Here is a 12,293-nt window from a genome sequence, read left to right on the forward strand (position 1 = left end):
TAATATAAATATATTACTTGCTGCAGTAATTGAAAGCAGTCTAATAACGGCCAAAGGCGGCGGCAATCGCCTTCTGGTATCGCCAGTACCATGGAAGTCCGGAATGCTGTGCTGCTGTTCTTAGCAAAGATAAAAGACTACTCTGGTTGTTCAAGTCCAATAAGAAGGTTTTTCTACGTAGAGGGATTTGATAACAGGCTTGTACTAATGCCTCATGGCCAGCTATGCGAGCATCGTGCAGTACTTGCTGGGCTTCGATAATTTCCAGGCGAAGCTTTTTATTTTTCCAGCGTCGTTTTTCATCCATGGTTAAGCGTTGTGGTTTGCTGGAAATTCCACCCTCTCGGTAGTGCACGAGCGCTTTATCCAAGGTGATTGCCCCGCCAAGGCAGAGGGCCCTGAATACGGTGACCTGATCTTCATTCACCATTCCCGGGATGAAAGGTCCAAAGTGCTGATGCAATCGTCGGGTGAATGCATGTGTCGCACCAACTATATGTGGTTGTTTTGCTAGCCACTCAGTTGGTGTCATGCCATCAAGCTTATCTGTGTGAATCTGTGGTCCCAAACGACCGTCGTAATACATATGAATACATTGGCTGGTGATCAGGTCAGCACGTTGCTGAGTATTCTCCCAAGCTTCAATTAGACTGCGGGCTCGATTAGGTAGAGAGATATCATCGCCTGCGGATGCAATCAGCAAATCACAGGAACTCGCGGCGATCAAGGTATTCCAATGCTCACCGATCCCAAGGTTTTTCTCATTGCGGCGGACAGTAAGACGATGTGGTCCTTTATAGGTGGTGGCTACAGCCTGCAGTACGGCGAATGTGTCGTCAGTTGAAGCGTCGTCGGAGAACACGATATCCAGGGGTTCCGAGTCTTGCGCCAATGCAGCCAAGGCGGACTCTTTCACTAATCCTGCTTGGTTGTAAGCCAATAAGAGAAATGCAACCCGCGGTTGAGTCATGTACGAGAAATTCCTGCGTTTATCAAAATTCGAACTTGCTTGGTGAGTATTGCATTACAGACAACTAAGCATTCAGTATGAAAACTAGTTGCGCATAAGGTATGCATGGCCTCTTAGAGCCGGTTCAATAGTCTGCTTGCGTCAGTGTTGAAAACAACTTCGGAGTGCTCATTTGTCGCTTGTAAGCTCTGCGTCCTCAGTTGTTTTCGCCTTGCCTTTCCCGGGTGAGAGGTGCTGAACAAGCGCTTAAGTAACCAGTTGTGAGATAGACGCAGCTAAGGTAGAGCACCAAAAAAATGCAGAGTTTACGAAGAGTAAATGTGCATTCCGAGGACGTTTAAATACTGTGTCGTTAATGCGCAGTAGATTTTGATCAAGTCCCGAGATGTTGTATTGAAGTCTGTCTTGGTGATTGCGAGAGATCGCGTTATAGCCGGCTCCGTATGACCTGGCTGAGTCTAATGAAAATCCTTCTCGGGTTGGTTCAGGTATAACTTTGCATATACCCCGCTGCGAGCAAGTAGTTCCGCATGATTGCCGATTTCCGCAATCTTTCCGCCTTGCATCGCCACAATCCGGTTGGCATTTTCAATCGTGGAAAGACGGTGCGCGATGATGATCGTGGTGCGGCCTTTCATCAGCACATCCAGCGCTGCCTGCACTTGGCGCTCCGATTCGCTGTCGAGTGCGCTGGTGGCTTCATCCAGAATCAGAATGGGTGCGTCTTTGTACAGTGCGCGGGCAATGGCCAAGCGTTGGCGCTGGCCACCGGATAGCCGTACACCGTTTTCACCAACCTGAGTCTGGTAACCCTTGGGCATGGCTTCGATAAATTCGGCTGCATATGCGGCTTTTGCGGCGGCTTCAACGCGCGCCATATCGATGTTACTGCCCGAGCCATAAGCGATGTTGGCGGCCAGTGTGTCATTGAACAGCACAACATCCTGGCTCACCATCGCGATCTGTTGGCGTAGGTTGGACAACTTATAGTCTCGCAAATCGATGCCATCGAGCTTCACCGCACCTTCCACTGGATCGTAAAAGCGGGGCAGCAATGTAGCTGTCGTGGTTTTACCGCCACCAGAACTGCCCACGAGTGCCACGACTTCACCTGGTGCAATCGTCAGGTCGATGCCATCGAGTGCCCAGCGTTCTGACTGAGCATAACGAAAACGCACCTGCTCGAATCGAATCTCGCCTTGGGCGCGTGCAATGGTATGTTGACCATTGTCGGGCTCGATTGGTCGATCAATCAAACCGAAAACGGTCTCCGCTGCAGCCAAGCCGCGCTGCAGCTGTTCATTGACTTTGGTCAGGCTCTTGATGGGCTGCTGTAGCTGCATCATCTGCATGATGAACATAATAAAGGCGCCGGCAGTCAGCACCGCGGCCTGGCTGCGCAGTGAGGCAAAGTAGATGATGGCTGCCAATACGGTAGCCACTATCAGCATCACAACGCCTGAGTTCAGCGCAGAGGTGGTATCGAGTTTCACCACCGCATGCCGAACATGCTTGGCGGCACGGTCGAAGCGTTCCTCCTCGTATCTCTGCCCACCAAAAACCTTGACGATGCGTTGGCCGCCCAGTGATTCGTCCAGGATGCGCACCAGTTCTGCCACAGCGCTTTGGCCAAACAAGCTCAGGCGGCGCATACGTTTACCCATCAAAGAAACACAAATGGCGATGGCTGGGATAACCGCAAAGCAGAGTAGGGTGAGTTGCCAGTCGATAATAAACAAGGATGCCAGCAAGAAAATAACCGTCAGACTGTCTTTGAAAAGGACGGTCAGTATCTGGGTATTGGCCTGGGTGATGGCGCCTACGTCGTTGGCTACCCGCGAAAGCAATACGCCAGCGGATTCATGGTCATATGTCGCAACCGGCAGACGCATCAGCCGGGAAAACATTAAGCCGCGCAAGTCGTGTTGTACTCGGGCTGCCAGCCATGATGAGGAGTAGGCATTCGCATAGTTGGCAATAAAGCGTAGGAAAGCCACGATCAGTAAGGCAACTGGTACTCCCCACAACGGCCAGTGCTGAGACATGTTGATTGGCAATATCTTGCCAATCAACGGTAATTCTCCGGCCTTGCCACCGAAATTATGGTCGATCAGGGGTTGAATCAGCCAGCCAAAACTTGCTTCGGTTAGGGCTACTAATCCTAACGACACCATTGAGATGACCAGGGGCCATTTGTATATCAGGGTGTGGCGGAGAATGCGGAAATAGAGTTCGCGGCTGCTTGGCACAGATGAGGATTGGGCAATTGAAATCACCCCGCATTGTAACCGCGTTCGCTGGAAAAGCTGATAGCGTGATTCGAACGCTTGTCAATCACTACGAAGAGCGGGGAGGTCAGTAACTAATGTTGATCTGCTTCTGGGCAGATTATGCGGGTTGTTCAGTTAGCCAGGTATGTAAGGCTTCATATACTTTTGGATGCTTAAGTAAACCCATATGGCCAATGCCGGCCAGCTGCACTACAGCTACGTCGCCATCAAGGCCAGGATCGCTGGCGCTGGGCAGTGGTACCATGCCATCGCCAAGTATTTGTGCTGTTGGGTGTTGCAGGCTGGGTAGCAGGCTGCTGGCAACAAATCGGTAAGGTACGCCAGGTAGTATCGGTTGGGTTCGACCGCTCTCGGGGTCGAGCAGGCCGTCGTGTAGATCCTGTACGCCTTGGCTACGTTGTTGGGCAAGTGCAGCGAAAGGTGTGCTGATCTGATTAAGCTGCATCGCCACTGTTAATAGTCGGCCAATTCTCTCTAGTGGTGCACCGCGATGTGGTGCGCCAAGACAGACCACCATATGTAGTGCCTGTAGCCAGCCCATCCCTGCTTCTGCGGCGTGGTAGACAGCACTGCGTGCCAATAGCCCCCCCATGCTGTGCCCAACCAGAAGCAGATCGTTCAGATAGGGTAGATTGGCATAGCATTCATGCAGGCAAATTGCCAGGGCTGCAGCATTGGTCTGTATCGATCGTCCGCTGTTGTAGCGCAGATAAATCGGCGCATAGCCGAAGTCTGCGCTCAGTCGTTGGCCAAAATCGGCTTCACCCTGCCAGCAGTGTTCATCAAGCCCTAGACCGTGGATAAACACACATAGGCGGCCGCCGCTTGCAACGACCTTCTGAGCCAAGGCTATTTGATCCAATGGCGATTTGGAACCCGCTTCGTAAAAGCTCATCTCGTAGGCTAAAGGGTTGGCGCCAGCCTCCAATGTGTCGCCAAATGCGCCATTGAGTATGCTTTGCAAGCGGCTTACTCCTGGTGGTGGGGAACTGGGCCGTAATGCTAGCCCGACTAATGAGAGCAACCCTACGCCACCTAGTCGTACAGCGCTATAGGCTTTGCCCAGCATGGCGTTATGTATTTGATGTACTGCTCGCACAGGTAGTTTCAGTAATGGAAACCGTAGCAGGGGTTCGAAAGAGGTTTCCGCAATCAACAGATGTACAGTCTCCACCTGTTTGGCGGTGTGGATAAAGGCAGCCTTGGCTGCCGGTAGATAGCCCGCGCTGGGCGTTGAGGAGTGTAACGACCTGGGCATGGGCATCCTTTGCGGCAGAGCCAGCTGTTACCAAGCGCTATCAACTGTGGTGTGGCGATTCTGAGAACCTATTCACGATCTTACTGCGCAGCGGTGATCAGGGATTATGTGCTGCTCAAAATCCTCATGTACCCCATGTACATTCCGGTTTTTGCGCTGCTCTGCACCCTGCTGACAGCTGTTCGTGACAGATATTGAACGGGTTCTGAGGTCGGCGAATCCCGCTAAACCAACCAATTACTATATGTAGCCTAGACTTACTATCTGGCAAAAACGCTAACTAACCAAACCCGATTATTCATTCGCTTCCTACCTTTCTAGCCGACATGATCCTCGACTTCGAAATCTCACCATCTGACGATGCCCGCAAGGAAATCGCGGCTGTTCTCACCCGTATCGATAAGTTTCTGCAAGACCGCGAAAACGGTTTGGCCCATGCCAGTAAGCAAGATCTGGAAGCGTATTTGAAACAGATGTTCAATTTCTCCACCGACGTGATCAGCATGGTGGTGCACAAGGAAAGCTACGAGTTGACCCTTGAGCTGGGTTACGTGAAGGTGGATTGCAAACTCAAGCGGTATTGATACTTAGCTAATGACTACTTCTTCATGAAGTTGGGGGCTGAAGATACAGAACCGATTGATTCAGTGAACTTTCTCTACACTTGAGTGGACAAAGAATACGCCTCTCATTGCCACACCCCGACGATATCCCTCTCGTACCCCGCTGCGTCTTTTGGCCAGCTCGTGTGTCGCGCTACACTGCTAGGCTTCTCCAATAACAACAATCATTTAATAGAGGAATCCCGTGTTTAGCTGGTTTGAATCACGCGTCAATGTTTATCCTGACGCCCCCCCGGCTCAGCCTCCAAAGGGCTTTTTGCCATTCTTATGGGCCGGTACGCAAGGAATGCGTGGGCTGATTTTCTGGCTCATTGTTTTGACTTCCGCTATCGGTGCCTTCGAAGCATTGCTATTCAGCATGCTTGGTTCGGTAGTCGATTGGCTCAGTTCTGTCCGGCCTGATCAATTGTGGGAGAAGGAAAAGACCCACTTATTAATACTTGCGGGTATTTTGCTCGCCAGTCCGTTGTTGATTGCCCTTCAAGCCTTATGTAAATACCAAGGCTTGGCGGGTAATTTCGCCATGCTGCTGCGCTGGGATTACCACCGCCATCTGCTTGGCCAGAGCATGGGCTTTTACCAGGACGAGTTCGCTGGCCGTGTTTCGGCCAAGGTGATGCAGACCGCATTGGCGGTACGGGAAACCGTGATGATCGTCTGCGACATCATGGTTTTCATCGGTATCTACTTCATCACCATGATCGCGGTTGTCGGTAGTTTCGACGTGACACTGTTATGGCCTTTCCTGGCGTGGTTGGTTGCGTATATCGGTACCTTGTATTTCTTTGTGCCACGGCTTGGGAGGGTGGCGCAGCAGCAGGCCGATGCTCGTAGCCTGATGACGGGGCGCATTACGGATGCCTATACCAATATCGCCACGGTAAAGTTGTTCAGCCATACCCAGCGCGAAGCCCAGTTTGCCAAGAGCGCAATGCAGGACTTCATGCAAACCGCTTATGCACAGATGCGTTTGGTGAGTGCGTTTGAAATCATCAACCACATCCTCAGCATGGCGCTGGTTGCAAGTACAGCAGGTGTAACCTTGTGGTTATGGATGGAGGGCCAGGTAGGCGTAGGGGCCGTTGCTGCCGCTACAGCCATGGCGTTGCGCCTCAATGGTATTTCGCACTGGATCATGTGGGAAATGGCCAGCTTGTTTGAAAACGTTGGTACCGTGCAGGATGGTATCAATACCCTGTCTCGCCCGATCACGGTGAAAGATGCGCCGGACGCCAAGCCGTTGGTAGTCAGTCAGGGGCAGGTGCGTTTTGATAACGTTACCTTTGCCTATGGAGGCGAGCAGCCGGTGATCGATAACCTCAATCTCACTATTAAGCCAGGTGAAAAGATTGGGCTTATTGGTCGATCCGGTGCGGGGAAAAGCACACTGGTCAACCTGTTGTTGCGGTTTTACGATCTTGAGCAAGGCCGCATCTATATCGACGACCAGGACATTGCCCACGTCACACAAGACAGCTTGCGCTGGAAAGTCGGTATGGTGACGCAGGATACAAGCCTGTTGCATCGTTCAGTACGGGACAATCTGCTTTATGGCCGCCCCGATGCTACGGATGAGGAGATGGTCGCTGCCGCTAGGCGCGCTGAGGCTTACGATTTTATCCAAACCCTTACCGACCCTAAAGGTCGCAAGGGGTTTGAAGCCCATGTCGGTGAGCGCGGTGTGAAGCTCAGTGGTGGGCAACGCCAGCGAGTTGCCATTGCCCGCGTCATGCTTAAGGATGCGCCCATCCTGCTGTTGGATGAAGCCACCAGTGCTTTAGATAGCGAAGTTGAAGCTGCAATCCAAAGCAGTCTGTATAGCTTGATGGAAGGCAAGACCGTGGTCGCGATTGCCCATCGTCTATCAACTATTGCTGCGATGGACAGGTTGATCGTGATGGATGGCGGCAGGATTGTGGAAGAGGGTACCCATGCTGATCTGCTGGAAAAAGGCGGTCTCTATGCGCGGTTGTGGGCGCATCAGAGTGGTGGGTTCTTGGGTGAGGAAGCCAATTAACGTTAAGAACCCGCTTACAAGAGATCTTGAACAGGTTCTTAGTTAACAGTGGCCCATATCGAGTTTCTTGATATGGGCCACTGCCATATGTGACATTGGTGCTTATCGTGGAAGGGACTGAGCTACTTCCACATAAGGCGCCATGATGCTGCATAGTGACCGTTTACGGTTTTCCAATGACCACGAGATTTCATGGTCGGTCTGTTCTTCTTCGAGGTGAGGGATGAGCTTCATTACCTCGGCGTGTAATACCGGCAGGCTATACCACGGCGCCCAAGGGAAAGCATGATGAGCAGTATGCAGATTGAAGTTCAGCAGCACATACTTGGACCATATAGGTAGACTTTTGCATGAATGCGTTACCTTATGTTGTTCCCAATAAGGCAAGGCTTTGTCTGTCTGGCCAATAAGTGGCTTTTCAGCATGGTGAGGTAGATTTGCAAGCTCTTCTAAAAAGAAAAGTATGAAGAGTGCCAAGAAATAGGTGCCCAGAAAATGGAGCAAGATGCCTTGTTGTATGAGCAGGGCTATGCATGCGATATATCCGGCCGCATATGTATAGACAAATTGAATTTCCTTTTTAATTCTTGGTGAAGCATTTCCCTTTTGTCTTTCCTGGAATGCATCTTTCCAGAGCCCTACTCTGTCATTCAGCGTGAACAGCGGCATCCAACTACTCCAGATGCGCTCCAGGTTTCTGGTTTTCTTCTGTGTGATGGTAGAAAAGAACTTGATAAGCCGTTTATTGGCTGGGTCGCCTTCTGGGTGCCCTGTCCACGCATGGTGTAGTAGATGAGATCTTTTCCGGGCAAGAAAAGGCATGATAATAATCCACCCACAAATATGGCCAATCAGGTCATTAAGAAATTTGGAGTGTGAAACTGCAGAGTGTGTTGCTTCATGTAGTAGTAAGTAAAAGTGAAGAAACACGATGCTTAGCAGAAGTACACCGGGTACTGTATATAGCTTCCCAATCAAGATTAGGTAAGTAGCGGCGAACAGTAAGAAAATATCCAGCCCGATTATGCCAAACGTACGCCAGCGTTTCTCAGTATTGCGAAATTGGGCATTGCAACGACTCCATTCCTGTTTGTTCATGGTCAATTTGCCTCTGCCGTATCTTCGCGATATAAATCATCTTCCAATGCGGTGACGGCATTCTTTTGATGCCATGCGACAATGGTTTCGAACCTGGCATCAGGAAAGGGGAAAGGAGGAATACTCATCTCTCTGGTAAAGCCTAATGGTTCACCGAGATGTTTAAAGGTACGAATCTGGGTAGTGCCCACCACACCAGAAAACCCCTGGGTATAACATTCTAAGACAGCTCGAGCCATAATCTCTTTTGCCAGAGTACGTCCGGAATATTCGGCAGCAACCCATAAGCCCCGCAATTCACAAATATTGGGCTCTACTCGGATAATGTCTCGATATTCCTCCGGCAGAAAACTTTCTTCTGATTCCAGGGGCAGGCAATGGTTCTCACTTCTGGTATAGATCCTCATCCCCCCTATCATCTCACCTGTGGTGCTTAGAGATGCGGTTACGGCATACATACCAGGAATGATTTCCAGATCTTCCTGTTTTACTATCGCGTCCTTCAAACCAAATCTGTGCAAAGAAAGTCTTTGTCTTTCCAGTAATTCATGTAGCAATTCATTGCTATTCAGATCTTTGACAGAAATATGCCAATCCACTTTTTTCTCCTTATTGTGGAATTTGCAAAGAGGATCTTATGATCTGCTTGTATAGTCGTGCGGGTGCCATAGCCAGAATTAGCATTGGTGTGAATCTTCTAATGGTTATCCGAGAGTGTGTGCACAATAACTCGACCAGTATTTACTGGCAAGTTATTCAGAAGGATTTAATTCGTTGTTATTCTATATTAACAATTTAATGATTAAGTGATTATTTGTGAGTTAATTCTTGTATCTAAAGATAGAATATTGGCTTTAATTTTTTTCCAAATCTGTTTGGTGGGTTGTAAATGTCTTTGTTTGAATAAGAAGCATAATCAACTGGACATATATCGATTGTTAGCCGGCGCTTCTTTGTACTGGCTAAACTGAGAGAAACGGATACTTATGAGTGTCAGAACAGTTGATTAACAACCAAGTCGAGTGCATGGCTGGCCTCAACTCGGTACTGTAGATGAGCGCGCTTGGCAAAAGTATCTTTTGTAGGTTGTATGGGGTTTGAGCTTGTCATGGGTTGCTCACCAACCTTCAAGACAGTGACCTGATGAGTGTCCTCAAAGCCAGATCACGGTTGTGTCGCAAGAGTGTGGTTCTCACCGACTTGTGATGGTTTCTAGGAGAAGTGTCATGTACCGCCTGCTTTTATTTATTACGCTTTGTCTTGGCGTGGTGGTACATGCTGAGACACTGGAGGCAGGCTTCTTCAAGATTTCGCCCTGGGCATTTGTTGGTGATGATGGCAAGGCGAAAGGTGTGCTGGTGGATTTCTTTGACCAGGAGGTGGCACCCAGGGCAGGGGTTCAATTTGTATGGAACCAGCCGGTTACACCTCCTCGCCTAGTTGAGAATCTGCGTACGGGCACGCTTCATTTCGCACCAATTTTGAATCGAGAAGGTGAGGAGCGAATTCGCTCAATACGCTTTGGTCAGAACGAGGTAGTAAGTTTTCATCCTAGTTTGGTGGTAAATGCCAATTCGGTATTGAAGAATGTTGATAGGCCTCAGGACTTGGCGGGTATGACGGTCGCGTGGGTACTGGGCGCCAATTACACCGATTTCCTGGAGCACCCTGATATTCGTGTAGATAGGACAGGAGTGCCCGATTGGGAAGAAATCAATCTAGGGAAGTTGCGGCTTGGACGGGCTGATGCAGCCCTTTTTTCTAATCCTTATACACCCAGATATGTCGCCGGTAACAATATCAATCAGTTTCGGTTGCTGATGTTGCCAGTACCGCCTATTAAGCTTTTTTCGGTCTTCTCACCCAAACTGGACCCAGCTGTAGTTGCACGCGTTGACAAGGCTATAGGTGCTGCGGTTGCAAACGGGCGGTTGACATACTACTTGGCGAAATACGTGTCGGTGCGCTAGATACCGCTCATATCAGTATTCATCTGATTCATGGTTCAGCTGTCTGCTTTTATTGTGTACAAATCTTATTTGCTGGCTTTGACTTCAACCGGCTTTAAAGAAACGCTGTCTGTGGTTGGCAGACCTTCCTGTTGCCAGCGATCAAACTCCGCCATGACGGTTTTGTAAGTATCTTCACTAATCTGTGGCAATTGGCCGCCCAATTCTTCGCGCGCGGCATCAAAGCCTGCTTGTACGGCTGAACGGACTTTATCCAGTTTGCCTGCATCACCCCCGGCGGTGAACAGGGCAAAGTTCAGGATGCGTTCGGCAGTCTTGCGTACTCCCCATTCTCCATCTTCAGCAATGGCTTGCTTGGCGGCATAAATTTCTTCGGCACTTGCGGTCAGCTTTTGTTCGCCACTGAATACCTTGTTCCAGCTCAACCCTTGCTCATTGATGATGCCGCGTAGTTGGGACATAAAACGGGCAACCTCTTTTTCCGACTCTTCCAACATAGTGGCGAGGTCGGGCCGAGCTGTGCGAAGCAGGCTGCGAGGGTCCGAATAAGTTTGTGAGACATCATCAGTATTGCCATCGCCAAGGCTGACTTTATCGGTCGACGGCGGTGTGGCTGTATCACTTGTTGCCGGGGTTGCTGTTTGTGCACGTATGCGTGCTTGACTGGCATAGGAGGCGTTGCTGGCTACGGTTGAGATGGTATTGGACATTTTGTCTCTCCTGTCGCGCTGGTTCACCACAATCTATCGTCATTGGTGTCATCTGCTTTAGCCCGTCTGGCGGGAAAATGACGAGAGGGGCTTATTGCTTATGGGAGCAGAAACTACCAACGCAACATATGATTTCTAGAAGGACCTGTCCGTGATCTTTCACGAGCATTAGCGAGGACATCATCATCTGTCGGGATTTTCCGATAGATCACGAAGGAGAGAGCTGAATGCCTTCAATCTGTTTCTTAGGATCTGTTTCAGGGCTGATTACTCGTACGCTATCGGTACATAGGTTCTTAACTGCCATATTCTTACTATGTACCTGGCCGTGTGAAGCAGCATCTACAGTGATCTACCCTGCCCCGGATTCGCCTAGCGATACAAGGCATGCAGATAAGCTGGAATTTCTGAAGGCCGCACTTGAGCGCACCGTACCCCGCTATGGCGCATACGAGCTAAAGCCGGCCACGGTACCCATGAATAAGGTACGACAGCTGGCAGCTATACAAAAGGGTGATGAGTTGACCCTGATCTGGGGAAGCACTTCACCTGATCTGGAGCAGGATTTATTGCCTGTTCGTATCTGCTTACGTAAAGGCTTGATGGGTTACCGTATTGCATTGATTGCCAGGGAGAGGCAACCGGAGTTCGATAAGGTCCAGAATGTTGAAATGTTGAAGAAGTATCTGATCGGCCAGGGCAATGGTTGGGGGGATGTCCCAGTGCTGCGGCGTGCAGGGTTGAATGTACTGACGGGCAACTATCCCAATCTATTCCGCATGGTGGCAGCCAACCGCATCGATCTATTTCCGCGTGGGGTGACCGAAGTATTCAATGAGTGGGAGGCTAATCATACGGAACTCCCGAATCTGGCTATCGAGAAAGGATTGCTGATTCATTATCCCAGCCCGTATTACTTTTTTGTCAGCAAGCAGAATATGGCGTTGGCAGGCAGGTTGGAAGAGGGGCTTCGTATGATGTTGAAGGATGGCAGCTTTGACGAGATATTCATGCGTTACAACGGTGAGAGCATCATGAAAGCCAAGTTCAATGAACGCCGGATTATTCGGCTGGAGAACCCAACCTTATCACCCGAAACGCCACTGAAAGAGAAAGCATTGTGGTTTGACCCTGCCAGCGTAAAAGGTAAGTAACCATTGCAGGCTTGCTCTACTTGGCGCATTGCTATCAAAGGGCCGGTAAAAGCCGGCCCCACAAATCTAGGGCAATTATTTTTGTTTGTTGGTATCAGCTGGCTTGGTTTGAGCAAGGAAAGAGCCTGCCGGTGAAGTAGCTGGTTTTTCTTTTTTGGGTTTCTTTGCTTCCTTATTGCTTCGCATTTGACCTTTGGCCATG

The 12,293-nt window shown here is 49.9% G+C and carries 11 protein-coding genes; 4 read left to right on the plus strand and 7 right to left on the minus strand.

Annotation, left to right across the window (positions count from 1 at the left end):
* Positions 1-40: 40 nt before the first annotated feature.
* The 3 genes from ACUHMQ_RS00540 to ACUHMQ_RS00550 all read right to left on the minus strand — a co-directional run bounded on the left by ACUHMQ_RS00540 (position 41) and on the right by ACUHMQ_RS00550 (position 4,519).
* Positions 41-970: a glycosyltransferase family 2 protein gene (locus ACUHMQ_RS00540; RefSeq protein ID WP_445293482.1), complete on the minus strand. Its 930-nt coding sequence runs from the start codon at positions 968-970 to the stop codon at positions 41-43.
* A gap of 458 nt (positions 971-1,428) precedes the next feature.
* Positions 1,429-3,246, minus strand: a complete 1,818-nt coding sequence (gene msbA, locus ACUHMQ_RS00545) for a lipid A export permease/ATP-binding protein MsbA (RefSeq protein WP_445293483.1) — start codon at positions 3,244-3,246, stop codon at positions 1,429-1,431.
* A gap of 112 nt (positions 3,247-3,358) precedes the next feature.
* On the minus strand, positions 3,359-4,519 hold the full coding sequence (locus tag ACUHMQ_RS00550) for an alpha/beta hydrolase (protein WP_445293484.1): 1,161 nt from the start codon (positions 4,517-4,519) through the stop codon (positions 3,359-3,361).
* Positions 4,520-4,845: 326 nt separating this feature from the next.
* Here ACUHMQ_RS00550 and ACUHMQ_RS00555 point away from each other — a divergent pair, with 326 nt between their 5' ends.
* Together ACUHMQ_RS00555 and ACUHMQ_RS00560 are read left to right on the plus strand one after the other, a co-directional pair.
* Positions 4,846-5,103, plus strand: a complete 258-nt coding sequence (locus tag ACUHMQ_RS00555; protein ID WP_445293485.1) for a restriction endonuclease subunit S domain-containing protein — start codon at positions 4,846-4,848, stop codon at positions 5,101-5,103.
* Between the two features lie 223 nt (positions 5,104-5,326).
* On the plus strand, positions 5,327-7,159 hold the full coding sequence (locus tag ACUHMQ_RS00560) for an ABC transporter ATP-binding protein (RefSeq protein ID WP_445293486.1): 1,833 nt from the start codon (positions 5,327-5,329) through the stop codon (positions 7,157-7,159).
* A 102-nt stretch (positions 7,160-7,261) separates the two neighbouring features.
* Here the strand turns inward: ACUHMQ_RS00560 and ACUHMQ_RS00565 are convergent, their stop codons facing one another.
* Positions 7,262-8,257, minus strand: coding sequence for a fatty acid desaturase family protein (locus tag ACUHMQ_RS00565; protein WP_445293487.1), 996 nt, complete (start codon positions 8,255-8,257; stop codon positions 7,262-7,264).
* A gap of 2 nt (positions 8,258-8,259) precedes the next feature.
* Positions 8,260-8,856 (minus strand): GNAT family N-acetyltransferase, encoded by a 597-nt coding sequence (locus ACUHMQ_RS00570; RefSeq protein ID WP_445293488.1) that lies wholly within the window; start codon positions 8,854-8,856, stop codon positions 8,260-8,262.
* Positions 8,857-9,483: 627 nt separating this feature from the next.
* Here ACUHMQ_RS00570 and ACUHMQ_RS00575 point away from each other — a divergent pair.
* On the plus strand, positions 9,484-10,227 hold the full coding sequence (locus tag ACUHMQ_RS00575; protein WP_445293489.1) for a substrate-binding periplasmic protein: 744 nt from the start codon (positions 9,484-9,486) through the stop codon (positions 10,225-10,227).
* Positions 10,228-10,292: 65 nt separating this feature from the next.
* On the opposite strand, the gene ACUHMQ_RS00580 is transcribed toward ACUHMQ_RS00575, so the two are convergent.
* A complete protein-coding gene (locus tag ACUHMQ_RS00580; protein ID WP_445293490.1) occupies positions 10,293-10,937 on the minus strand; it encodes a hypothetical protein in 645 nt (214 codons plus the stop codon).
* 347 nt (positions 10,938-11,284) lie between these two features.
* Between ACUHMQ_RS00580 and ACUHMQ_RS00585 the strand changes: the two genes are divergently transcribed.
* Positions 11,285-12,091 (plus strand): substrate-binding periplasmic protein, encoded by an 807-nt coding sequence (locus ACUHMQ_RS00585; RefSeq protein WP_445293491.1) that lies wholly within the window; start codon positions 11,285-11,287, stop codon positions 12,089-12,091.
* A 75-nt stretch (positions 12,092-12,166) separates the two neighbouring features.
* On the opposite strand, the gene ACUHMQ_RS00590 is transcribed toward ACUHMQ_RS00585, so the two are convergent.
* On the minus strand, positions 12,167-12,292 hold the full coding sequence (locus ACUHMQ_RS00590) for a hypothetical protein (protein WP_445293492.1): 126 nt from the start codon (positions 12,290-12,292) through the stop codon (positions 12,167-12,169).
* Position 12,293 lies beyond the last annotated feature (1 nt).

It is taken from the genome of Chitinimonas violaceus (assembly GCF_052601015.1).